At 33.7% G+C, this 24,826-nt stretch carries 16 protein-coding genes; 6 read left to right on the forward strand and 10 right to left on the reverse strand.

Features of this window, described 5'->3' with window-relative positions:
- Positions 1 to 74 precede the first annotated feature (74 nt).
- The 4 genes from BM289_RS22685 (at position 75) to BM289_RS22700 (ending at position 5,548) form a co-directional block, all read left to right on the forward strand.
- Positions 75 to 1,070 (forward strand): hypothetical protein, encoded by a 996-nt coding sequence (locus tag BM289_RS22685; RefSeq protein ID WP_091498062.1) that lies wholly within the window; start codon positions 75 to 77, stop codon positions 1,068 to 1,070.
- A 292-nt stretch (positions 1,071 to 1,362) separates the two neighbouring features.
- Complete coding sequence (locus BM289_RS22690; protein WP_091498065.1) at positions 1,363 to 1,827, forward strand: hypothetical protein; 465 nt, start codon at positions 1,363 to 1,365, stop codon at positions 1,825 to 1,827.
- Position 1,828: 1 nt separating this feature from the next.
- The gene (locus BM289_RS22695; protein ID WP_091498067.1) at positions 1,829 to 4,450 is read left to right on the forward strand and encodes a BspA family leucine-rich repeat surface protein; all 2,622 of its coding nucleotides are present in this window, start codon (positions 1,829 to 1,831) and stop codon (positions 4,448 to 4,450) included.
- 177 nt (positions 4,451 to 4,627) lie between these two features.
- The gene (locus BM289_RS22700; protein WP_091498070.1) at positions 4,628 to 5,548 is read left to right on the forward strand and encodes a bifunctional helix-turn-helix transcriptional regulator/GNAT family N-acetyltransferase; all 921 of its coding nucleotides are present in this window, start codon (positions 4,628 to 4,630) and stop codon (positions 5,546 to 5,548) included.
- A gap of 50 nt (positions 5,549 to 5,598) precedes the next feature.
- Here the strand turns inward: BM289_RS22700 and BM289_RS22705 are convergent, their stop codons facing one another.
- From BM289_RS22705 to BM289_RS22740, 8 genes are all read right to left on the reverse strand, one after another.
- Entirely contained in the window at positions 5,599 to 7,107 is a 1,509-nt protein-coding gene (locus BM289_RS22705) for an aminotransferase class V-fold PLP-dependent enzyme (protein ID WP_091498073.1), read from the reverse strand.
- 13 nt (positions 7,108 to 7,120) lie between these two features.
- Positions 7,121 to 9,130, reverse strand: a complete 2,010-nt coding sequence (locus BM289_RS22710; RefSeq protein ID WP_091498075.1) for a protein-disulfide reductase DsbD family protein — start codon at positions 9,128 to 9,130, stop codon at positions 7,121 to 7,123.
- Positions 9,131 to 9,316: 186 nt separating this feature from the next.
- Positions 9,317 to 12,106, reverse strand: coding sequence for a M16 family metallopeptidase (locus tag BM289_RS22715; RefSeq protein WP_091498078.1), 2,790 nt, complete (start codon positions 12,104 to 12,106; stop codon positions 9,317 to 9,319).
- 127 nt (positions 12,107 to 12,233) lie between these two features.
- A complete protein-coding gene (locus tag BM289_RS22720) occupies positions 12,234 to 13,373 on the reverse strand; it encodes a TlpA disulfide reductase family protein (protein WP_091498080.1) in 1,140 nt (379 codons plus the stop codon).
- Positions 13,374 to 13,471: 98 nt separating this feature from the next.
- Positions 13,472 to 14,674, reverse strand: a complete 1,203-nt coding sequence (locus tag BM289_RS22725) for a TlpA disulfide reductase family protein (protein WP_091498083.1) — start codon at positions 14,672 to 14,674, stop codon at positions 13,472 to 13,474.
- A gap of 61 nt (positions 14,675 to 14,735) precedes the next feature.
- The gene (locus BM289_RS22730; RefSeq protein WP_091498085.1) at positions 14,736 to 16,142 is read right to left on the reverse strand and encodes a RagB/SusD family nutrient uptake outer membrane protein; all 1,407 of its coding nucleotides are present in this window, start codon (positions 16,140 to 16,142) and stop codon (positions 14,736 to 14,738) included.
- A 17-nt stretch (positions 16,143 to 16,159) separates the two neighbouring features.
- Positions 16,160 to 19,723 carry a SusC/RagA family TonB-linked outer membrane protein gene (locus BM289_RS22735; RefSeq protein WP_091498087.1) on the reverse strand — a complete coding sequence of 1,188 codons (3,564 nt, stop codon included), beginning with the start codon at positions 19,721 to 19,723 and terminating at the stop codon, positions 16,160 to 16,162.
- Between the two features lie 230 nt (positions 19,724 to 19,953).
- Positions 19,954 to 21,105, reverse strand: a complete 1,152-nt coding sequence (locus BM289_RS22740; RefSeq protein WP_091498090.1) for a FecR family protein — start codon at positions 21,103 to 21,105, stop codon at positions 19,954 to 19,956.
- A 279-nt stretch (positions 21,106 to 21,384) separates the two neighbouring features.
- Between BM289_RS22740 and BM289_RS22745 the strand changes: the two genes are divergently transcribed.
- A complete protein-coding gene (locus BM289_RS22745) occupies positions 21,385 to 21,996 on the forward strand; it encodes an RNA polymerase sigma factor (protein ID WP_091498092.1) in 612 nt (203 codons plus the stop codon).
- Positions 21,997 to 22,044: 48 nt separating this feature from the next.
- On the opposite strand, the gene BM289_RS22750 is transcribed toward BM289_RS22745, so the two are convergent.
- Positions 22,045 to 22,794: an MBL fold metallo-hydrolase gene (locus BM289_RS22750; RefSeq protein WP_091498095.1), complete on the reverse strand. Its 750-nt coding sequence runs from the start codon at positions 22,792 to 22,794 to the stop codon at positions 22,045 to 22,047.
- Between the two features lie 102 nt (positions 22,795 to 22,896).
- On the opposite strand from BM289_RS22750, the gene BM289_RS22755 reads away from it, so the two are divergent.
- Positions 22,897 to 23,775, forward strand: coding sequence for a LysR substrate-binding domain-containing protein (locus BM289_RS22755; protein ID WP_091498098.1), 879 nt, complete (start codon positions 22,897 to 22,899; stop codon positions 23,773 to 23,775).
- A gap of 77 nt (positions 23,776 to 23,852) precedes the next feature.
- Here BM289_RS22755 and fsa read toward each other — a convergent pair whose 3' ends face one another.
- Positions 23,853 to 24,509: a fructose-6-phosphate aldolase gene (gene fsa, locus BM289_RS22760; protein ID WP_091498100.1), complete on the reverse strand. Its 657-nt coding sequence runs from the start codon at positions 24,507 to 24,509 to the stop codon at positions 23,853 to 23,855.
- Positions 24,510 to 24,826: the final 317 nt, after the last annotated feature.

Genomic DNA, 24,826 nt, shown 5'->3' on the forward strand with positions numbered 1-24,826 from the left:
GTTGGAGAAAAACAGATATTTACTTTCATGCAAAATGAAGGCCAGCATTCGATAATGATTTTAGGACTATAAGTATGGGGTTACGAAAAACAATATTTGGACGTAATAAAAGCAGTTATTATCTCTATTTTAAGACTAAAGCAGATTCAAGTGTTTTTAATATACAATTGACAGCAACTTATTCTGGCGCTGTACAAGTAAAACTTGTAGGACTTACATCAAACTATGTTTATTATAAAGGTTTAAAGACCAATAATCAAAACTTTGATTTATCCTATAATACAATTGACGAAGAAATAGGTTATTTTCTTTCAACAAAAGAATTTATCTGCTTTTATATCAACATGCCTTCCAAAAGTCTTACAATGATAGATTTTTCCAGATTTAGATGCACTTGGCTTTCCGTAAATCAGTTACAAAACAACAATATTACAACATGTATTTGGGGAGGTGCTCACCTTGAAACAGCTTCTACTGGTTACGACTTTACAGGTAATTTGAATTTTACTGAATCCATGTTACCAACTGATACAGTTTCTACTAGCAAGTTCATTACTTTAATCGTCCCGGAAACTAAAGTTACTGATGTTTATTTTTTGTTGAACAATTTTAAAAATTTAACAAATTTAACTATTGGAAATTCCTTTGATAATTTTGTGTTTCCGTCGCCAATTACAAGCTTAAAACTTTCAAGTTTTACTATAAAAGCGGTACAGAATACTATACCTAACCTAATATTTGAGAACTGTCCAATGTTGAAGTTTTTTGACTTTCTTCTTATTAAAATTGTAAACATTACTATAGATAACTGTCCATTATTCGAAACTTTTAATGCATGGAACAATAAACCAATATTTGATATTAACCGAAAAGGATCTTCTAAAATTAAATCCGTCAATATAGGTTTAAACAGTTTTACCCCTGCCATTAAAGATAAAATAATCGATTATTGTGTAAATGATGGTGAGCTAAATGGTTGGTTGCAAATTTCAAAAACACCAAATCCGCCAACAAATATGACTGGACTTGCTATTTTAAAAGCGAGGGGCTGGACAGGAAATTCATTATAATTCAAAATAAGATTAATCAAAAAACAATACCAGACACAACGAATTTAGTGATTATAGTTTAAATAGTTATGAGTTTGTTTTTTTAAAACGGTTCACAATAATCTGATTGAATATCAATTCTTCCTTAATCAACAAATAATACTGATAGTTCTTGAAAGTTATTATCTACAACTCTTATTTTATTTGACAAAGCTATTTCTTTTCCTGATTTTAACTAGAGGATTCAACTCAATTTATTACAAACAAATACGATAATCTCTTTACAAGGTAAAGACAAAAAAATAACAATCAAATGAACACAACCCACAACAGAATAAAAGTCTCCGATCTAGAAACCAATGATCCAGATAAAATTCTAATAACCAATGAAGATGGGGAATTAGAATTTAATGATTTAACCTCTTCCTTAGATTTCAAAACAATCAATGGAGAATCCATCATTGGAGATGGAAATATTGATTTATCAAATAAGCAGGATATTTCAAATCAGATTGAAGTAAGTACAAACCAAACCGTTTCTTCCAATTGGCATGGCAAAACCATTCTTTTCACTGCAAGTTGCACTATTACAGTTCCCGCTGTATTAGTAGAAAGCTTTATCTTTAACGGAATCACTTTAGCTGGCGTTACCATTACGTGGGTAATTACAGCCCCACACACTTGGCTGTTTGGAACACCTTCTCCCACAACTGAAAAACAAATTTTCACGTTTACAAAACGTGGCAATACAAATAGCGTTTTATTATTAGGAGTATAATATGGGAGCTCTATTACAAAATACAGTTTTCGGAAGAGCAAAAAATGCTTTCGTTTCGACTTGGAGAACTTCAAACATCTCTTCTGGTTCAAGTGCTGACAACCAAATAAAACTTCCTTTGGTTGCATCTGGAACCTATAATTTTTTAGTTGATTGGGGAGATGGAACTTCAAACAACATTACAACATGGAATCAAGCTCAGGTCACGCATACTTATGCATCAGCAGGAAATTACACTATAAAAATAAACGGAATTTGTAAGGGATGGCAGTTTGGTAACGTAGGAGACAGATTGAAAATATTATCAATACAATCTTGGGGAAAACTTAAACTAGGAACATCATCATTTAATCATTTTCAAGGATGTTCCAATTTAAATCTTTCGAATGTATCAGATATTTTGGATCTGACTGACACAACTTCAATTAGTGGTTTATTCGCAGGATGTTCTTCATTGACAACAATAGCTAGAATTAACGAATGGAATGTTTCTTCTGTGTCTATTATGAGTGGCGTGTTTTCTGGTGCAACAGCATTTAATCAAAATTTAGGTTCTTGGAATGTTTCTGCTGTGACCAATTTTTCATTTATGTTTTCTGGTACAAATTCATTTAACAATGGCGGAAGTAACAGTATTAATAACTGGACAATTAATACCACATCCTCTGTCTTAATGAATAGTATGTTTGCTGGTGCATTAATATTTAATCAACCCATCGGAGCTTGGAACACTTCTAAAGTTTCGAGTATGAATCAAATGTTTTTTAACGCAACTACTTTTAATCAGCCAATAGGATCATGGAATACATCTGCAGTTACAGACATGAGCCAAATGTTTCAAGCGGCACTTAGTTTTGATCAAAATATTGGCTCTTGGAATATTTCAAATGTAATTAGTTTTTCAAGCATGTTTCGAGGTGCAAAGGTATTCAACAATGGTGGAAGCTCAGATATAAATAATTGGACAATCAATACCATTAGTAATGTATCGTTTAATTCTATGTTTGTTAGTGCTTCTAAATTCAATCAGCCTATTGGAAACTGGAATACTTTGAGAGTGACGAATATGAGTTATATGTTTGATTCAGCTTCTGTATTCGACCAAGCTCTCGGAGATTGGAATATAGAAAATGTTACTATTACTGATTACATGTTTCAAAGTGCAATAGCTTTTAACAACGGAGGTATACCTAACATAAACAATTGGAATACTTCTAATGTTATTACAATGAACAATATGTTTTATAATGCAAAATCATTTAATCAAAACATCGGATCTTGGAATACGGCCAGTGTTACCACCATGTCCAATATGTTCAATAATGCAACATCATTTAATAATGGAGGAGATTCCAGTATTAGCAACTGGGTAACAGCTTCTGCAACATCAATGTTTAATATGTTTAAATCTACTCCTTTTAATCAAAATATTGGAAATTGGGATGTTTCAAATGTTACTTCAATGGCTGGAATGTTTGAGTCGGCAAAAGAATTCAATCAAAATTTAGGAAGCTGGAATGTTTCAAAAGTAACAGTATTTAATTTAATGTTTTCTATGGCTACAGCATTCAATAATGGAGGAAGTCCCGATATCAATAATTGGGCAATAAATACTACAGCAGATGTAACAATGAATGCTATGTTTTACCAATGCGCAAACTTCAATCAGCCTATAGGAAATTGGGACGTATCTAAAGTAACTAGTTTTCAGCAATTTTTAAATACTTGTTATACATTTAACCAATCGTTAAGCTTTTGGAATACCGCATCTTTAAAAAATGCAAATCAGATGTTTTCTGGTTGTGCAATCTTCGATGGTGATATAAGCAATTTTAATATGTCAAATGTTACTAATGCCTCAAACATGTTTCTTAATTGTTATGCTTTTAATAATGGAGGCAGTCCATTAATTAATTCTTGGGACGTAGGTTTGTTATCCAATGCTTCAGGAATGTTTAGTGGAGCTCGTGCATTTAATCAGCCACTAAATAACTGGAATACGGTTTCCTTTACAAACACGTCGGGAATGTTCGGCAATGCAATGTCTTTTAATCAAAATATTGGAAATTGGAACGTATCTAATGTAACCGATTTTTCTAATATGTTTACTTCAACTTCAACTCATAAATTTAATAATGGTGGAAGTCCGGATATTAATAACTGGACAATAAAAACTAATGGTACTGTTGTCATGAATAGTATGTTTGCAACAAGTACGTCATTTAATCAGCCCCTAAATAATTGGAATACTTCTGCTGTAACAAACATGTCGTTTATGTTTTCTACTGCAGTTAGTTTTAACCAAGATATAGGAAACTGGAATGTTTCAAATGTTACAAATATGCAAGGCATGCTAAACAATACCACATCATTTAACCAAGATATAGGCAGATGGAATGTATTAAATGTCACAAACTTTGTAAATTTTATGAGTGCAAAAACACCTGCCACATTTACAAGTGCAAATCTAGACGCAATATATAACGGCTGGAGCACAAGACCCGTTAAAACACCAATAAATATAACTTTTGGCACTGCAAAAAGGACTTCTGCGAGTAATGCTGGGAAATCTATTTTAACCTCCGCACCAAATAATTGGGTTATTACAGATGGCGGAATATAGTTTCCTAGAAGTTATAGATACTGACTTCTAATTTTTCCATATTTATAAAAAACATTCAACTTGTGTTGAATGTTTTTTATAAATATAATGTTCGAAAAAAATAAATATCAAATTAAACATAGTTGACAAAAGCAACTAATTTTATATATTTGTATCTAAACAATACATTTAAATCCCATGAATACCTCAACTTCAAAAATCAGAAGTTTCAACCGCTTTTATACCGCACATCTCGATATTTTAAACCAGCATTATCTGGATAGTAATTATTCTTTGACTGAAGTCCGAATCTTATATGAAATCAGCGAAAGCGAAAGTATAACGGCTCAAAGATTAACCGAAATCTTAAATCTGGATAAAGGCTATTTAAGCAGAATCCTGAAACGTTTTTTGAAAGAAAATCTCATAATCAGAGTTTCTTCTGAAGCAGATAAAAGAACTTTTAATATCAAATTGAGTGATTATGGGAATGAATTATTAAACGCTTTAAACACCAAATCTGAAAAACAGATTGAGAATAAAATTGAAAAACTGAATTTCACCGAAAAAGAAATATTAGTCAGTTCTATGCAAAAGGTTAGAAATCTTTTGACTGAAAATAAAATAGAACGTCATGAAATTTCGTATCGCCATAACATTAATCCAGGTGATATTGGATACATTATTTATCTTCACGGTTATATTTACGGAAATGAATCTCATTTTTCTACTGATTTTGAAAAATATGTAATCAAGACTTTTTATCATTTTCTGGAGAATTATGATTCTGAAAATGACCGTATTTGGATGGCAGAATATAACAACAAAATTGTAGGCTGTATTGCAATTCAGCATCAACCGGAAAATGAAGCGCAACTGAGATGGTTTTTACTGGATCCTGCTTTTAGAGGACTTGGAATTGGTAAAAAACTCTTAAATGATGCTGTTGATTTTTGCCGAGAAAAGAAATTTAAAAATGTATTCCTGCTTACAACCAATCTTCAAAATAAAGCACTCGAAATGTATAAACTGGCCGGTTTTGAGCTTACCTCATCTGAAGAAGTACAGGAATGGGGAAAAACATTTAATGAAGAACGTTATGATTTAAAACTGCAATAAAAAAACAACCTCCAAAATCAACTGACTTTGGAGGTTTATTTTTTTTGTTTTTAATCTAACGAAAACCACTCTTTCACATCTTCCTCAATAGTTTCTTTTATCACAAGATGATCAAACTCATTGGTTACAGGATTATATTGATAATCTTTCTGCCATTCTTCAATATTTATAACAATTTCCTTAACAGCATTACAAATAAATGAAAGCTCTTCATTTTTCATTGTTGGATGAAGTGAAAGCCTTACCCAGCCCGGTTTTTCGGTTAAGTTTTTCTGAAGGATTCCGTTGGTTATCGTAGCTGATTTTTCTTCATCAATATCCAATAGAAAATGAGCATAAGTACTCGCACAAGACCAGCCTCCGCGAACCTGAATTCCGAATCTATCATTTAAAAGCCTTACTATTAAATTGTAATGAATATTTTCAACAGTAAACGAAACACAGCCGATTCTTTCGGTTTCTAAATCTCCCAAAATGGTTAAACCTTTTATTTTCTGTAATTCAGAAAAACAAAGATCAAGCAGTTCTGTTTCTCTGTCTTTCATTTTTTGAACACTCATTTTGTCTTTCAGTTCCAGACATAAAGCCGTTCGCATTACCTGCAAAAATCCGGGAGTTCCGCCATCTTCCTTTACTTCGATGGCATCACTGTAATGATATTCTCCCCAAGGATTGGTGCATTTTACATTTCCACCGCCTGGATTATCAGGAAAATTGGATTTGTAGAGTTTTTCGTTGAAAACCAAAATACCGCAGGTTCCGGGTCCGCCCAAAAATTTATGAGGCGAAAAGAAAATGGCATCCAATTGCTCTTCTGGATCTTTTGGATGCATATCAATTTGTACATAAGGCGCCGAAGCTGCAAAATCGACAAAACAATATCCTCCGTTTTGATGCATTATTTTAGCCAATTCATGATAAGGCGTAATAATTCCCGTTACATTCGAACAGGCCGTAAAAGAACCAATTTTTAATCGTCTATTAGAATATTTTTTAAGCTCTTCGGAAAGCATTTCCGGGTCGACTAAATTATTTTCGCCGCAAGGCAAAACCACAACATCAGCAATGGTTTCATACCACGGAACCTGATTGGAATGATGCTCCATATGGGTAATAAAAACCACAGGTCTTTCCTCATCAAAATTCAGTTTTACATTGTAAATATTATCCTCAGAACGCAGTCCCATAATACGCTGCAGCTTGTTTAAAGCTGCTGTCATTCCGGTTCCGGTTGTGACTAAACAATCTGATTCTGATGCATTAACATGTTTTTTAATTAACTGTCTCGCATATTGATAGGCATAAGTAGAAGCTTTTCCGGTCTGACTGGAAAAAGAATGTGTATTGGCAATCATTGGTCCTATTTTTCGTAGCATAATGTCTTCAATAGGAAAATACAATCTGCCACTGGCAATCCAGTCAGCGTATAGTAAATGCTGTTCTCCGTAAATCGATTCGAACCTGTGAGTTATTCCTATTGTGTTCTCTCTAAACTCAGAGAAATAATTCTCCAATTCGCTTGGTTTTGTTTTCAAAATAGTGTCCATTTCGTTTATCATTTCTTAAAATGGTTTATTTTTTAAAGTTTTTAATCCCACTTTGCAGCCAGTTGTAATATTCCGTTATATCTGGATTATAAGCTGAAGTTTCCGTTAAAGAATTACTGCTGTGATCCACAATTACATAAAATGGCTGTGCGTTTGCCTTGTAAGTTTTAATCTGTAAATCGCTCCATTTGTTACCAATAGTTTTGATTTTTTTTCCAGTAGTTTCAGAAACATATTGCTCGTTTTCTGGCAGTTCTTTTTTGTCGTCAACATAAAGTGAAATCAACACCACATCGTTATTTAAAACTCCTAAAACTTTGGGATCCGACCAGACCAATTCTTCCATTTTTCGGCAGTTTACGCAGGCATATCCTGTGAAATCCAATAAAACTGGTTTTCCTTGTTTTTTGGCATATTCCATTCCTTTATCGTAATCATGAAAAGTGATAATATTCTGCGGGCCGTGTTCTGCTCCTTCCGGCAGCGAACCTGTTATTTTTAATTCAGAATTTCCAGAAACACCCAATCCGTTTGGAGATTCACTGTACTGCATTGGAGGAGGAAATCCGCTGATTAATTTTAACGGTGCACCCCAAAGTCCTGGAATTAAATAAATCGTAAAACTCAAAACGATGAGTCCGAAACCTAATCTTCCGACAGAAATATGATTTAATGGAGAATCATGCGGCAAGGTGATTTTCCCAAATAAATAAAAAGCCAGCATTCCAAAAACAGCAATCCAGATGGCTAAAAAAGTTTCTCTTTCCAGCCAATGCAATTGCAGCACTAAATCGGCATTGGATAAAAATTTGAAAGCTAAAGCCAGTTCCAAAAATCCTAAAACCACTTTTACCGTATTCAGCCATCCGCCTGATTTTGGCAATGCATTTAGCCAGCCTGGAAAAGCGGCAAATAATGAAAACGGTAATGCAATAGCAATTGAAAATCCTAACATTCCCACAATTGGAGCGATTCCGCCTTTTGAAGCCGCTTCAACCAATAAAGTTCCTACAATGGGTCCTGTACAAGAAAAAGATACAATGGCTAAAGCCAAAGCCATAAAGAAAATCCCGATCAGTCCTCCTCTATCGGCCTGTGAATCGACTTTGTTGGCTAATGCATTTGGAAGCATAATTTCGAAAGCGCCCAAAAAGGAACAGGCAAAAACAACCAATAAAATAAAGAAAATCAGGTTGAACCAGACATTTGTTGAAAGCGCATTTAAGGAATCAGCACCAAAAATAGCCGTTACAATAGAACCTAATAAAACGTAAATGATTACAATTGAAAAACCGTAAATCATCGCATTTCTAATTCCTGCTGCTTTGGTTTTACTTTGTTTGGTAAAATAACTTACCGTCATTGGAATCATTGGGAAAACACATGGCGTTAGCAAAGCTGCAAAACCAGATAAAAAAGCTAAAATAAATATAGTCAGCAATCCTCTTTGTTCATTTTTCTTTGGCGATTCGGCTGTTACTGCTTTTTCAGTTTTATCAACCGCTTTTACCAAAGTTACTTCCTCAGTAATGACTGAATCTTTTTCCGTCGCTGGAGTTTCTTCAACAGCGACGGTTTTCTTTTCTGCGGGAATTTTAAAAATTAATTCTTCTGTTGTCGGCGGTAAACAGTTGCTGTCATCGCAGACCATAAATTCTACTTCTCCGTCAATGCTCGAAAGACCTTCTGAGGTTAGTTTTATTTTCTGTGTAAAAAGTGCTTTATCTTCAAAATATTTAATTTTCATATCGAAGATTTTGTCGACAACTTCATGCCCTTTTTCTTCGGTTGTTTTCCCAACAAGTTCGAATTTTTTATTGGTGTTTTTGAAGGTAAAAGCAGTTCTCGAAGGACCACCTTCTTCAATATATTGTCCGTATAAATGCCAGCCAGATTGGATTACAGCTTTGGCTTTTAAAATATATTCTTTATCTGATACTTTCTCTACAGATGTCGACCATTTTACGGGATTGTACATTTGGGCAGACATACTCACAGAAAGAATTAACAGTATTATAATGATACTATTTTTCATGTTTTTTTGAGTTTGATTAAAAAAAGAGCTGCTTGCCGACAGCTCTTGAAAGTCTTTCCTATAAAATTTGGCTTACTAATTCAGATTTTAAAATGAAGTGATGGAAGACTTTTTTTTAGTTTTCAGTCTCAGTCACAGTTTTCAGATCGAAACTTAAAACTGTGACCGAAAACCGAGACTGAAAACTTACTTCAACGGATTCCCTTCTTTATCCAAAGAACCCGATTTAATGATGATCATTTTATCCAGTTTAACATACTTTTTAATCGCATCATTAACCTGCTGCAACGTTGCTTTTTCGATGTCTTTTGGATATAGGTCGATATAATTTGGTTCCAATCCTCTTTCCATGAAACTTAAAATTGTTCTTGCCATACCGTTTGTGGTTGACATTCCTACTTTAAAACTCCCGATTAAATTGGTTTTCTTGTTTTCCAGTTCTGCCGCTGTGATTCCTTCTTTAACCCATTTATCTACCTGGACCATAGTCGCATCAAATCCTTTCTGGAATAAATTCGGATTGAAAGAAGCATTTACAAACCAATAACCACCCGTTTCTATATTTCCACCGATTCCTGATGAAATGTTATAAGTTAGACCGTCATTGTCACGTACCGTCTGCATTAAACGTCCTGCAAATCCGGCTCCCAAAGTATAATTTCCAATGAAAAACGGAATATAATCGGCATCGGCTCTTTTTAAACCTGTAAACTGCCCGATAAATAATTCTGCACTTGGTTTTTCAGGAATGGTTACCACTTCTGTTTTTGAGTTTGATTTTGAAGCCTCTTCAAATTTTAATTTTTCTGTAACACCGCCATTCCAGTTTTTGAATGATTTTTTTAAGGAATTATTTAAGTTCGCTCCTTCTGTATCACCTACAATTACTAATCGCATTGAAGCCGGTCCGAAATATTTTTTATGAAAAGCTTTTATTTCTTCTAGAGTTGCTCTCTTAATATTTTCAATATTTTCCTCAACACTTAAACTGTAGTTTGGATTATTTTTTGGATAAATAGACTGCGATAAAGCGATGCTTCCTCTTTCCCCTGGATCGTTTAAATCCTGCTGCGTATTCCCGATAAACTGCTGTTTCAAATTTTCAAATTCTTTGGCGTCAAACAACGGATTTCTTAACTCTTCAGCCAGTAAAGCAATTACCTGATCCAGATCTTTCTTCAGACATTTAAATCCGATATTGATTTTGAAAGTTGAAGCATTTACATTTAAAGTCACTCCTAATTTCTGCAGTTTTTCCGAGAATTTGAATTTATCATTTAGCGTTGTTCCTTTTGATAACATAGAAGCCGTTAAAGCCGGAATACTATTATTTTTAGTTTCACTGGCATAATTTCCTAATGAAATGCTCGCTGCAACGGTAACAAAATCTTTAGCTGAGGTTTTCACGGAAACTACATCAATTCCTACAACCTTTTCTCTTTTGTAAGCTGAAGCAGATTTTTCAATTGTATCATCAAAAGTAATTGCAGCATTATTTTTTTGCTCTATTGAAACAGCTGTTGTTTCACTTTCTTCATGCACATGTCCATCTTCTGAATGTCTGTAATAAAACGGTCCATTATCTGGCATAAAATTACCCGTCTGTACTGTTTCCTTTTTCTGTGAACCAGTCTGTTTCGGAATAAAATAACCTGTTGTGCTCTGGTCTTCCACCAGATATTTATTGGCTACGCGCAATACATCTGCCGGAGTCACTTTTTTCAATCGGTCAACTCCTGTAACATAATCTGTCCAGTCTCCTGCTGCAATGGCTTCATTTAAAGCCGAAGCAATAACTCCCGAACCGTCGCGGGCTAAAACAGTCTGAGCGCTGATTTTTGCCACGACACGATTTACCTCATCCTGAGTTACGCCTTCTTTTTGGATTTTTGCCACCACTTCACTGATTTTAGCATCGATATCTTCGTGTTTGGAAGTAGTTGGAAATCCTACTCCAATAGTAAACAATCCTACTTCTTTGAAATTGGTTGCGCTGGCATAAGAATAAATTCCCAAACGGGTATCTACAAAAGTTTTATTCAAAATAGCTGATGGCCCATTTCCAATAATCTGAGCCAGAATATTCATAGCTGGAAGATCTTCATTTAAGGCACCTGGAATTTTATACGCTTTATTTACGACACCCAGTTCACCCGGTTTTCTAACCACAATTTTACGAGGGCCATATTGTTGCGGTTCTTCTGTGTAAGGCTGAGGCATTACATGAGGGGCTTTTGTAATTTTTCCGAAATACTTTTCAATCAACTCAAAAACATTCTCTTTTCTGAAATCACCGATAATGGTTAAAGTAGCATTATCCGGCCAATAATAGGTATTGTAGAAATTCTTTAAAACCTCAATCGGTGCTTTTTCAATATCCGATTTCCATCCAATTGTCGAATGATGATATGGATGTGCAATATAAGCCGAAGCCCAGATTTCTTTATCCAATAAACTGTTAGGGTTGTTTTCGCCTCGTTCGAATTCGTTGCGTACTACGGTCATTTCGGCTTCTTTATCTTCTTTGGTTAATAAAGAATTACGCATTCTATCGGCTTCAATTTGAAGCGCTAGCTCAATTTTATCGCTTGGTAGTGTTTCAAAATAGTTCGTTCTGTCGTACCAGGTTGTAGCATTTAATTGTGCTCCTGTATTTTGCAAAACATCCGTAATAGTATTTCCATTCTTTTTGTTGAAAGTCGGCGTTCCTTTAAACATTAAATGCTCTAAAAGATGCGTTGATCCTGTATTTCCTAAAACTTCATGTTTAGAACCTACGCGATATACAATTTGTACCGTTGCAACCGGCGAGGCATTGTCCTGTAAAAGTAACACACTCATGCCGTTTGGCTGGTATAAATATTCCTCTATACCGCCTAATTCTTTGATTTTCTTAAAATTAACTGATTTGTTCTGCGCTGAAATAAGGGTACAGAAAGCTAATGAGCAATAGCCCAGAAAGATGTATTTTTTCATTTTTTTGTGATTGAGAATATTTATTAGAGTGTTCCGTTTTTCAGTATTTAGTGTTCGGTCTCACTCCAGAATTGAAAACTTTGACCGAAATGAACTGAACACTAAATACTGAAGACTGTGAACTAATTTAAGATTTACTGAAAATTTCCTTCAATTTAGACTGAAGTTCAGCTTCTCTAAGGTTTTTTGCAAGGATTTTGCCGTCAGGGCCAATTAAGTAGTTGGTTGGCACCATTTTTACACCGTATAAAAGAGCAGCTTCATTCTGCCATCCTTTTAAGTCTGAAACATGAGTCCAGGTTAATCCGTCTTTTTCGATGGCTTTTTCCCAAAGATTCTTTTTATCATCCAAAGAAACTCCTAAAACATCAAATCCTTTGTCATGGTATGTTTTGTAGGCCACAACTACGTTTGGGTTTTCTTTACGGCATGGTCCGCACCACGAAGCCCAGAAATCTACCAAAACATATTTTCCTTTGTAATCTGAAAGTTTTACTACTTTTCCGTTTACATCTGTCTGAGAAAACTCTGGGGCTGTGGCTCCTATTGCTGTTTTATCATTCAGATCAATTGCTTCTTTTAATTGTTTTCCGTAAAACGATTTTTGAACTTCTGGCGTCAAAATGCCATAATACATTTTTACCTGTTCTGGCGTTCCATATGACACAATTCTGTCATTAATTACTAAAGCGCCAGCAATTTTATCTTTATTTTTTCTGATAAATTTATCGGTTAAATCATCAGCAAAAGTCTGAAGATCTTTCCATTTTTTGTCCATTGCAGTTTGCTGTTCTGCTGTCAATTTTAATTTTCCGTTCTGCGTTAACGAATCTGATAATTTATAAACAGGACCTGCAAGATCATGTATTTTTTTAAACTCGTTATCATAATAGGATCGATAAATATCATTCTGAACTGCTCCACTTACTTTTGCTTTATAAATTGAATCTTTTTTAGCTTCAACTTTAATATTTTCATTGTCTAAAAGAAAAAATGCACCGTAATCTTCTCCTTTTAATTTAATGGTATGCAGTAAAGGTTCTGAAACCTTTCCGGTAAGAATAAAAGTTCCATCCTTTTGAATTTCTGCGGAATCAGCGATTTTTTTGTTTCCTTTTTCATCTGTATTTTCCAGATAAACTGTTCCTTTTTCTAAACCAGCAATTGTACCGTTGATTGTAAATCCTTCTTCTTTTTTCGAACAAGAATTCAGCACGGTCAGCAATGCTAATCCAGCTAAACCTGATTTTAAGATTGTACTTTTCATGTTGTTATTTTTTGTTTATTACTTTTTTATTTTTTTTCAGTTTAGGTTTCCAGTCTTAAATTTTCGACTGCGACTGAAAACCACGACTGAAAACTGAACTACGATTTTAAAAGCTCTTTCAATTTCGCTTCCAATTCTGCACCTCTTAAATTGTCGCCGATAATTACACCTTTACTGTCCACTAAATAAGTTGCAGGAATTGTTTTTACATTGAACGTTTTACTTACTTTATCATCATCTAAAAGATTATGCCATTGCATGTTTTCCTGTCCTAATGCTTTTTGCCAAGCTTTTTCGTCTTTATCAATTGAAATACTCAAGATTTCAAAACCTTTGCCTGCATATTCTGCATAAGCCGTTTTTAAGTTTGGAATTTCTTTACGGCATGGTCCACACCACGAAGCCCAGAAATCAACTAAAATGTATTTTTTTCCTGCTACAATGTCTTTTGCATTATATGCTTTTCCGTCTTTATCTTTCAAATTGAAATTAGCGATACTGGTTCCGATTAATGATTTTGGATTCAAATCCTTATCCACTAATTGTCCATAATAGCTTTTCTTTGCTGCATCAGAAAATTGATCATATAAAGGTTTTTGCTCTGGTGTGAAATAACTGTAATTTGTTAACATGAAAAATGGTCCCCACCAAGTCGCCTTATGTTTTGCAATAACTTCTAAAGTTGTTTTTTCAACTTTGGAAAAAAAAGCTTTTTCTTTTGCTTCAAAAGTTTTCCATTCTTCTGTACTATAAAGAGAATCCAGAACTTTTTTGTTACCTTCTCTTCTAGCTTTACCCACTTTATTACTCAATTCATCTATTCCAACATGGTATGCGGCATAATCTTTATCTAGTTCCTCTTTAAAAGCAGTTTCTTTTTTGTAAAAATCATGTGCTTTTGAACCTATAACAACTACGTCTTTAAATTTAATATATTGTCCTTCATCATTTGAAACATTCCCTGCTGCTGTCACTTTAATTTTAGCATTTTCTGCCATAAGCGGAAAACTTCCTTTATTTTTTCCAAAAACAACATAGAAGAAACGAGGCTCATTTAACTTTCCCATAAAAGTGAATTTGCCTTCTTTGAGTGTAGTTTCAGCAACTGGTAATTCAGAAGAATGTGTTGCTCCCGGAATTAATTTTACAGCTGTTCCGTCTTCAAGACCTGTAATATTTCCATCAATTGTATAAGATGTTGCTGCAGGAGCTGTTGCTTTTTTCTTTTGTGCAATACTGCTGTTTGAAATCGCAAACAAGCAGATGCACAATCCTAATATTTTATATTTAATTGTGTTCATTTTTGATTGATATTAAAAATGCTTCCCTTTCGGAGTTCCTAATCAGGAAGCTTTTAAGCTATTATTTAGCTACGTTTTGTGTTATTGTTCCGTTTCCTGGATTTTGCACTGCTCCTTGTGGAAAAGGCATTGTCCATAAATGAGAATCAGATTTTAATGTATACGTATTTCCATTTGCTGTTTTGGTATAACTCACTTTGTAAATACCTTCTGCATTTAAACGACGTGCGTCTGCAAATGGAATCAATGTGTTCGTAAGTTCGTTATTCTTAGTTCTGAAAATAGCATTAAGAGCGGTTGTTTTATCTGCAGTTGCAATATCCTGATAAGAAGCAGGAAGAATACGTGTTTTACGAACTGTATTTAAAACGCCTAATGCCTCGCTGATTTTATTATCTCGTGCCAGACACTCTGCTTTGATTAAATAAACTTCAACAGTCGTGATTCCTCCAAAATTAAAAGCTCCTGATAATGTTCTTCTGTAATACGTTTCTGCCCCTACAGTATAAATTTTCCAACGCGAAATAAATTTAGCATCACCTGTTTCAAAACGTTGTGCTCGCTCTACCGGAATACTGTTTTCTGTTGTTAAACTATTATAAGTACCATGACGATACGTGTAGTTTTCTACATAATTATATCCCATTGGAGAGACAGTAGTCGTATAGGAATTTGGAAGATCAATAATGGCTTTGTTTGTATTGTAATACCCAATCCAATCGTATAATTTATTGTTTTCTGCCAATGCTAAATCTGCATATTTTAAAGCTTCTGCATAGTTATTCATTTGCAGATAAACTCTTGCATAAAATGCGTAACCTGCACCCAAATTTGGATGTAAAGGTGTTTGCGAAACTTTTAGCAGATAGGGTAAAGCCTCTTTAACATCATTCAAAATAAAATCATACATTTCCTGAATAGTCACCTGTTTACTTGGTGCATTGATATTGGCACTCGTAATTAAAGGAACTGATAATTTTGTAGAGGCTGTAGAAGCTACATAAGTGTCTGCATAGAAATTAACCAGATTAAAGTAATTCATGGCACGCAGTACTTTTGCTTCTGCCCAAACTACTCTCTGCTCTGCTTCTGTTGCTTTGGTTGTGTTTAATGCATTTTCTATAATTAAATTAAAAGTTGAAATTCCGGCATAACTGGAATAATATGTCGTCTCATCTGAGACTTTCAATGCAATGCGATCTGCATTTTCGTCCCACATATACAGGGCATTATACAATCTGTTGCTTGCTAAACTGGCAACTGTTACATATTGATCATTTAATAATTGTGAAGCTCCTGTAATATCAACTCTATGGTTAGTATATTCATCACGCAAAAAAGCTTCATAATCTGCTAAAGTTGTTGGCGATTTTGATCCTTTTGGCACATCATTCAAATAATCGTCACAAGATGCTAAAGTCAATCCTAAAGCCAATAAGCACGCTACTTTTTTATATATATTTTTCATCGTCTAGTCTTTATAAATTAGAAATTAACATTTACTCCGAAAACAAAACTTGGAGATATGAAACCGCCCAACATATACTTAGCATCTCTGCTTTTAGCAAAAGTATATACGTTTTCTGCGTTTAAATTAAAACGTACACCGTCTAACTTCACTCTTTTAACAATGTCGCTTGGCATTTGATACGCCAATGAAACATTGCTTAATCTCACATTTGAAGCATCCAGAATATTAATATCTGCGTATGAATAAATAGTACGGGAATCTGAATTAAATTCCGGATCATATTCATATACTACTCTTGGAACATTTGTAAATGCCTCGTCACCCGGTTGCTGCCAACGATCTGCAATATGATTGTTTACTACTGAAATATCAGTTACATAACCTCCTGCTGCTCCATTGTAAACATTATTTAGCATTGGCAGGAATGTATTTCTTACTTTATGTCCTAACTCATAAATGAAAAGAGCCGAAAGCGAGAAGTTTTTATAATTTGCAGAAGTATGGAAAGAACCACTATGAGTAGGAACTGTGGAACCAAAATCCTGAATTGCATCAAGTTGTCCCGGATTATATTTTACTGCTGTTCCTGAAGCATCATATACCTGAGGGATTCCTGTACTGCTTAATCCAGCCCATTTGTAGCCATAAATTGAATTATAATTTGTTCCTACTCTTGGAAAAAACTTCGCTTGATCCAATTGTAAATAATAAACTGGTGCTTTCACATTTACATAATCTACTCTGTTTTTGTTGTAAGCATATAAAACAGAAGCATCCCAGGAGAATGAAGGTGTTTTAACGATAGTTCCGCTCAAACTAACTTCAATCCCTTTGTTTGTCATTTCACCATTGTTAATGTAATATGTAGAATAACCCCATCCTTCGGTTGGAATTCCTTGGCTACTTGCTAACAAATCCTGCCCTTTTTTATTGTATAAATCCAAGGTTCCGCTTAATCTGCTTTTAAATAATGAAAAATCTAAACCAATATTGGTTGTAGTCGTTTTTTCCCATGACAATTCAGGATTTGGTCTTTTATTAACTGTTCCCTGATTTCCTCCAACATTTGAATTTGAATTGTAATATGCTGTCAAATACGGAGCAGAGTCTTTGGCAATATTCCCTCCAATACCGTAAGAAGCACGAAGCTTAAGACCATCTACCCAGTCAGCATCAAAAAACGATTCGTTGTTAATATTCCAACCAGCACCAGCTGACCAGATTGGTTTGTTTTGGTATTTACTGTCTGTTCCCCAAAGGTTTGAACGATCCCAACGAATACTTCCTGAAAGTGTATATCTTTTGTCATAAGTATAACCTCCTGTAGAGTAAACTGAAACATAACGGTTCTGTAATTCTTTTTCTAATGAAAATTCGTTTTGTGACATATAACCACTAAAAACAGTTCCGTAAACTTTTAATAAATCAGCCTGATTTATTGGTGCAAAACCTAAAGTTTGTGCGTCATAACCATATCTTGTGTTATCGTTATATTCTTGTTTAGAGTGACGAATTTCCATACCGGCAATCGCAGAGAAATCATGCTTTTCTGCAAAAGTTTGATTAAAGTTTAATTGCTGACGGAAATTATATGCATTAGAATATTGATTCGTTTCTTTAATAATATCACCGTAAGGTAAATTGTAAACGGCCTTATTATTTGCAATTGTTACCATTCCGTTTACCTTGCTTCTTACATAATAAGAGTCTTTACTATATAACTGACTTGCACGATCTGATCCAAATTCGTATTGGAACATCGCATTGTATGTAAATGCTTTGCTAAATTTTACATTGAATTTTGCAAAAGTTCTGTTTAAGAAAGTTTTATTTTCAATCAGATTTCTTCCAAACTCGTCCATTGGAGTAATATCCATGTTGTAAAGACCATAAGTCTGCATTGACTGAAGTGTAAAATTATTGTAACGAGAAGCTGCCGTAGAAACAAAATTAGTTCCATCGTTATTAACTAACTGATTGTATGGCTGATATTTAAAACCAGGTCCTGAACCAAAATAACTCTGCGTATCTCCTTTTCCAAAATTGGTGTAAGATCCTAAATCCAGAGACAACCAGCTGTTAATCTGAGTCGAGTTCTTTAAGTTAAGACCAACTGTTTCATTATCAGAATACCTGTCTTCAAGCTGATTGCTTTTGTATGTTAAAGAAGCATTGAAAGTATTGTTTTCTGTCGCCTTTCCTAAACTAAGATTATGCTGTAAAAAATACTGATCGCGTTTAGCATATTTAGCTATATCATCATAGTATTTATAGCCCTGAGAACCAAGCTGATCTAAACGACTGTTCATTTCTGCCATAGATGTTTTTCCTGCATAACCATTTAAAATAGTCTGCATTCCTAAACTTGTAAATACAGCATTATTTAATAATGACTGCGCGTAAGTGCCAGCATTAGCAGTTTTTAAATTAGGATTTCCATCTGCCCATCCTCTTTCCAGACCAATAATATCTCCGGAATCAGTCAGGTTTCCTGTATAATTTCTATAAGGCGTAACTGTTAAGTTACTTGAAAACGAAATATTGGTTTTTCCTGCTTTTGCTTTTTTAGTAGTAATTACTATAACGCCATTAGCAGCACGAGCACCATAAATAGAAGAAGCCGCCGCATCTTTTAAAACTGTAATTGTTTCAATGTCTTCTAAGTTAAGACTCGGAAGATTATCTTCTATTGTATTATAGGGGGTTAATCTTGTATTTTCTACAGGAAAGCCGTCAATAACATATAAAGGAGTTGTTAGCCCTGTCATAGAAGTCGTTCCACGGATTCTTCCATTCTGATATCCAACAACACGTCCTTCTAAAATTTTATTTAAACCGCTTAAACGCTGTTCCTGAAAATCTTTAGCTTTTAAGTTAGAAAAAGATCCAGTTGCTTTTTCTGCACTAATTTCCTGATATCCTGTCTTTAAAACAATTCCTTCTAATTCCTGTACATCTTCTTTTAATACAACATTGATAACGCTTCTGCCTTCAACTTTAATTTCTTGTCTAACATATCCAAGGTAAGAAAAGGCTAAAGTAGTTTCACTGCTTACGGCAATAATCTGGTATTCACCATTAAAATCTGTATTTACACCTCTTCCTGAACCATTGTCTGCAACCGCTGCACCAACTAGAGGCATTCCTTTTTCGTCGGTCACGCGGCCTTTTACAATAAAATCTTTCTCAGCTATAACTGTTTTGGTTTCTGGGGCTTTTCTTGCCATAAGAACGATATGGTTTCCGGAAACTTTATAGTCTGTACCTGTATTTCCAAAAATGGTATTTAAGATTGTTTCGATAGAAACATTATTCTCATTAACATTAATTGTTCTGTTTAAATCAACAGATCTTACATTGTAAACAAATCTATAATTCGTAGTATATTCAAGCTTTTCGATAACTTTTGCAACGGTCATATTATTTGCATTAAAAGACATTTTTGCCTTTTGTGAGTAGCTTACTCCCGCCTGCATAACCGTAAAAGTGGTTAAAATAAATAATGTGGTCAATTTCATTTTCAAATCGAATTTCAAAAAAGGCTCGTCGAACCTGATTCTGTTCAATAGTTTTTTCATACTTTTAAAATGTTTTTTTTAATGTTGGTTGGTTAATTAACTGATCGCATTTACTCTACCGGGAAATGTTGGCGCATTTTCCGGTTTTTTTATAACGATCCTTTTCATTTTTGGATTTTGTTACATAGGCGTTTAATTTATTTTAGATTTTAACTATAATCTTAATTCTTAATTCTTAATTCTTAATTCTTAATTCTTAATTCTTAATTCTTAATTCTTAATTCTTAATTCTATTTAATAGTAATCTTATCCCGATCTATATCGTAATCAATAGCATAACTATCGCTGAAATATTTCAGCACCACTTCAATTGGTTCATTATCAAAACGAGCATTGAAAATTTCCTTTCCAAGCGTTTTATTTCTATTGATGAAAGTGACATTGTAACGGCGTTCCAGTTTTTTAATAATATCCTCAAACGAAGCATTTTTAAATACCAGACTTCCTTTTACCCAAGCTGTATAATATTCTGTATTAACCTGCTCTGTCATAATTTTTGACTGTCCTCTTTCATTTGAACCTTTTTCTCCCGGTTTCAGATACACTTGATTTTCTTTTGTTTTCTGGTCTTTGCATAAAGACACTTTTCCTTCGACCAGAACAACATCTGTGCTTGTATTTTCACTATACGTATCAACATTGAACTTCGTTCCCAAAACCTCAACATTTATGTTTTGTGTATTTACGTTAAACGGATGTTCTTTATCTTTTTCCACTTCAAAATAAGCTTCTCCCAAAAGATACACTTGACGGTTTTGATTTTTAACAAACTGAACTGGGTAACGCAATGATGTTCCAGCATTTAAATGCACCAGCGTTCCATCAGACAATTGTACTTCAAACTTTTTCCCGTACGGAATTCGGATGATATTGTAAATCAATGTTCCTTCAGAATAAGCTTTATTATAAACCAATCTGTCTTTTTCCTGTCTTCCAATTACATTTCCGTCTTTATCGGTTATGTTTCTTGCTTCATTTAGCTTAAGATTCTGTGATTCATTTCCAAGTTGCAACACAATTTCATCTTCTCTTGGAATTACTACATTTTCTTTTGGCTTTGATACTATCTCTGAATTTTTATAAAAATAAAATCCGCCCAAAGCCACAATCAAAATCGCAGCATATTTATAGTAAGAAGAAAATCTTCTTTTATAAAAAACGTTATTTTCTTTTTTGATTCTCTCTGAAAGCTGTTTTCTAACTTCAGTAGAGTCAAAATTATTCATAGCGGTATCTATTGCGTAATTGGTTTTTACAAAATCCTCAAACACAATTTTATTTTCATCTTCCTTCAGCCATTCAGTCAGTTGTTCAATTTCTTCCTGACTCGCCTGATTTGTGATAAATTTCACGATTAATCGTTCTGATTTTTTCACGGTCATTTCAGTTGTTTTTAATATTATTACGAAGCAAAAAAACAAAACCCTAACAATTTGATAAAGTTTTTTTCATTTTGATGCTTTTTTTATTTTTCACAAGTTTTTTCTTTCATTAAATACTACTAATTTGATAGAAATAAAGAATAAATGTTTTTATCTTTGCCTTTTTTTTGAATTTTTATTTGTAATAAATTTCAAATAGAAATTGCCAAAAAGGAAGATTTTTAGCAAATAAAGGCCTTATTTAGGCAGCGAAAATTATAAATTTATATATTTGTTTTTATGAAAACGGGTGATTACAGCAATAATACTATACTTATTGAATCTCTAAAAAATGGAGATGAAATGGCGTACACTTATTTAATCGATACCTATCATCATAAACTTTGCGTTTACGCTAACAGTCTGGTTAAGAATGTTTACAGCGCCGAAGATATTGTGCAGAATGTTTTTATTAAGGTTTGGGAACAGCGTACGAGATTAAAACCGGAACATTCCTTAAAAAGTTTTCTTTATAAATTAACTTATAATGAGTTCATCGATTTATACCGAAAAAACCAGTCTTTGTTTTCATTGGAAAAATCCTATTATGATGCTTTGAACGGAATTGTTCAGGAAGAAGATTCCGAAGCTTTTCAGAGAGTTTTAAATGCTGTCAATAAGGAAATTCAAAATCTGCCTCCAAAATGCAAAGAGGTTTTTATTCTGAGTAAAAAAGAAGGTTTGACGAATATTGAAATCGCCGAGCATTTGGATGTTTCTATAAAGACCGTTGAAGCGCAGATTACAAAAGCGTTTTCTATTCTAAGAACTTCATTGGAAGAAAAAGTGAAAAGTGTTTTGTTTCTTTTGTTTTCTTCTAAAAAAAAATTCAGACTAAATAAATTAATCTGAATTTTCCTTTTATTGTTTTAGAGTTGAAATTCTTTGTAAATCTTTCATTTACGATACGTATTTCATTTTCTCTTCAAAAAACCTTGCAACAGGCGTTTTCATATCGTGATAAAAAAGCACTTTCCAGTTCTCCTCTTTAGCTTGTTGTTCCCATTTTTTACGGGATTCCATTGCACGTTTTCCATCAAAGTCTGTTTTATAAGCAACATGCATTGACCAGTATATTTTTTGAGGTAAATCATCTGCTCCATAAAAAACAATTTCATCATCGGCTTTAATCCAAAAAACCTGGTGATATTGGGTATGTCCAGCCGAAACTTCGTAGAAAATCTCATCTGTTATAGTGCCTTTATCATATTGCATTAACTCAACATTCGGCAGTTTTTTCAATTCATTTAAGATTTCAAAAACATAAGATAGATTATTAATTTGTTCTAAAGCAAAATCGATTTCTCGTTCCTGAATGTAAATCGTAGCATTTGGGAAATTACAGATAAAACTACCTTCATTAAAATAACCAATTCCCTCAATATGGTCTTTGTGCAGATGTGAAACTAAAACTTTTGTAATTTGTTCTGGCTCTATATTATGTTTTCTTAGCATTTCATGAATAAACGGAACACCATCATTCATAAATCCTAAACCAAAATCTAATAATATGACATCATTATCTGTAATAACCACAAAAGGCTGAATTGCCATTTTAAGCCCTTTTTCGGTTGTATTTTCTGTAATTAATTGAAACTCTTTTTGAGAATTCGCGATATAATTTCCTTCTTGTAAAGCTATAATTTCCATTTTGTTTTGCTTTAATTTTGCAACACGACAAAGTTCTTAAGAATTTCTATATTTGTAAAACCTTATTTTTCGATAAAATCAATCGATAAAACCGATTTAGAAATGGAACTTCGACAGCTAAAATATTTCCTAAAAGCAAAGGAATTGCTGAATTTTACTGAAGCTGCTTCGGCACTTTATATTAGTCAAAGTACGTTATCGCAGCAGATCAAACAGCTTGAAGATGAACTTCAGGTTCCGCTTTTTAATAGAATCGGAAAAAGAATTACAGTAACTGAAGCTGGAGATTTATTTGCCGTTTATGCCCAACAATCTGTCAACAAAGCTTCTGACGGTCTGGAGTTATTAAAAGATCTAAATAATCTGGAAACAGGAAAAGTAGCAATTGGCGTGACTTACGCACTTCGCCATGTGGTGACAAAAGCATTGATTTTATTTAGCTCTGAATATCCCAAAATTCAATTTGAAATTGTCTTCGGAACTTCACAGGAACTCATTCAAAAACTAAATCGTTTTGAATTGGATGTGATTTTGACTTTTGAAGAAATTGCTTCTGAAGCTCATTTTAAATATTTGGAATTATTTACTTCTCCAATGGCTTTGGTTACGGCATCTGAAACTCCTTTAACGCATAAAAAAAGTATTTCTCTTGATGAGGTTAGTTCTCTGCCTCTTGCGCTTCCATCTAGCGGTTTCAGTACAACGCAGTTCATCAATAAAGCCTTTGAAAAAGATAATCTTCACCCAAAAGTTACTATTGAAATTAACGACATTCCAACTTTGCTCGAACTGATTAAAACAGGAAAATGGCATACCATATTAACAAAAACAACAATTGAAAATGAGAAAGACTTACACGCAATTCCTATAAAAGGTGAGAATATGACCAGAACCGCAATGCTGATTTCCTTGAAAGAAGTTTATGAAAAAAAAGCGGTTGTGGCGTTTTTGAAAATGCTGATGGAAAATTTAAACACATAAAATTTACTTGAAATTTTCAATAAAAAAACCCTTTTCAAGATGAAAAGGGTTCATAGATTGTGTTGTTTATTCTTAGTTTAGAGATTCATCTTTTTCGCATCTTCAACAAACTGTTTCAATCCAATATCTGTCAAAGGATGTTTCAACAATCCTTTGATTGCAGAAAGTGGTCCTGTCATAACATCTGAACCAATTTTGGCGCAATTGATAATATGCATGGTATGTCTCACAGAGGCTGAAAGGATTTGTGTTTGATAATTGTAATTATCGTAGATTTCTCTGATTTCTGCAATTAGGTTCATTCCATCTGTAGAAACGTCATCTAATCTTCCTAAAAACGGAGAAACATAAGTCGCTCCAGCTTTTGCAGCCAGTAATGCCTGACCAGCAGAAAATACCAAAGTTACATTGGTGCGAATTCCTTTTGAAGAAAAATATTTACAGGCTTTTACACCGTCGCCAATCATAGGTAATTTTACCACGATTTGCGGATGCAAAGCTGCAAGCTCCTCTCCTTCTCTTACCATTCCGTCAAAGTCTGTTGAGATTACCTCAGCCGAAACATCGCCGTCAACGATATTGCAAATAGCCAAATAATGGTTTAAAATATTTTCTTTTCCTGTAATGCCTTCTTTTGCCATTAAAGACGGATTGGTGGTTACACCGTCTAAAACACCTAAAGCCTGCGCTTCTTCAATGTCCTGAAGATTGGCAGTGTCAATAAAAAATTTCATGTTTTTTTAGTTTAAGTTAAAAGTTTTTTGCGTAAAAAAACTTTGTCAAGGTTTAAAACTTTGACAAAGTTCTCAGCATGTTGCAGTGAGTTAAAAATGTGCATTTCGATTGATTCTATTCTTCAAAAAACCTTCAATAAAAAATATCCTCTTATTATTTTATCAAACTGACCTTTGATTTGTTTTGAATTTCAAAAAATAGCAACTAAACCTTAAATCTATTTTTTTTAAACCTCAATGACAAAAAAAGCCATAATCTTAATACACATTTTCAAAGTTTTAGATTTTCTTCCTCACTAAATAGGTTTGATATTAAA

Origin of the sequence: Flavobacterium phragmitis (assembly GCF_900112575.1) — a bacterium.
GTDB classification, from domain to species: domain Bacteria; phylum Bacteroidota; class Bacteroidia; order Flavobacteriales; family Flavobacteriaceae; genus Flavobacterium; species Flavobacterium phragmitis.

Excerpts from the sequence above, each read along its gene's own strand:
- BM289_RS22685 (WP_091498062.1), top strand. The coding sequence starts at position 75 with ATGGGGTTACGAAAAACAATATTTGGACGTAATAAAAGCAGTTATTAT.
- BM289_RS22690 (WP_091498065.1), top strand. The coding sequence starts at position 1,363 with ATGAACACAACCCACAACAGAATAAAAGTCTCCGATCTAGAAACCAAT.
- BM289_RS22695 (WP_091498067.1), top strand. The coding sequence starts at position 1,829 with ATGGGAGCTCTATTACAAAATACAGTTTTCGGAAGAGCAAAAAATGCT.
- BM289_RS22700 (WP_091498070.1), top strand. The coding sequence starts at position 4,628 with ATGAATACCTCAACTTCAAAAATCAGAAGTTTCAACCGCTTTTATACC.
- BM289_RS22705 (WP_091498073.1), bottom strand. The coding sequence starts at position 7,107 with ATGATAAACGAAATGGACACTATTTTGAAAACAAAACCAAGCGAATTG.
- BM289_RS22710 (WP_091498075.1), bottom strand. The coding sequence starts at position 9,130 with ATGAAAAATAGTATCATTATAATACTGTTAATTCTTTCTGTGAGTATG.
- BM289_RS22715 (WP_091498078.1), bottom strand. The coding sequence starts at position 12,106 with ATGAAAAAATACATCTTTCTGGGCTATTGCTCATTAGCTTTCTGTACC.
- BM289_RS22720 (WP_091498080.1), bottom strand. The coding sequence starts at position 13,373 with ATGAAAAGTACAATCTTAAAATCAGGTTTAGCTGGATTAGCATTGCTG.
- BM289_RS22725 (WP_091498083.1), bottom strand. The coding sequence starts at position 14,674 with ATGAACACAATTAAATATAAAATATTAGGATTGTGCATCTGCTTGTTT.
- BM289_RS22730 (WP_091498085.1), bottom strand. The coding sequence starts at position 16,142 with ATGAAAAATATATATAAAAAAGTAGCGTGCTTATTGGCTTTAGGATTG.
- BM289_RS22735 (WP_091498087.1), bottom strand. The coding sequence starts at position 19,723 with ATGAAAAAACTATTGAACAGAATCAGGTTCGACGAGCCTTTTTTGAAA.
- BM289_RS22740 (WP_091498090.1), bottom strand. The coding sequence starts at position 21,105 with ATGACCGTGAAAAAATCAGAACGATTAATCGTGAAATTTATCACAAAT.
- BM289_RS22745 (WP_091498092.1), top strand. The coding sequence starts at position 21,385 with ATGAAAACGGGTGATTACAGCAATAATACTATACTTATTGAATCTCTA.
- BM289_RS22750 (WP_091498095.1), bottom strand. The coding sequence starts at position 22,794 with ATGGAAATTATAGCTTTACAAGAAGGAAATTATATCGCGAATTCTCAA.
- BM289_RS22755 (WP_091498098.1), top strand. The coding sequence starts at position 22,897 with ATGGAACTTCGACAGCTAAAATATTTCCTAAAAGCAAAGGAATTGCTG.
- fsa (WP_091498100.1), bottom strand. The coding sequence starts at position 24,509 with ATGAAATTTTTTATTGACACTGCCAATCTTCAGGACATTGAAGAAGCG.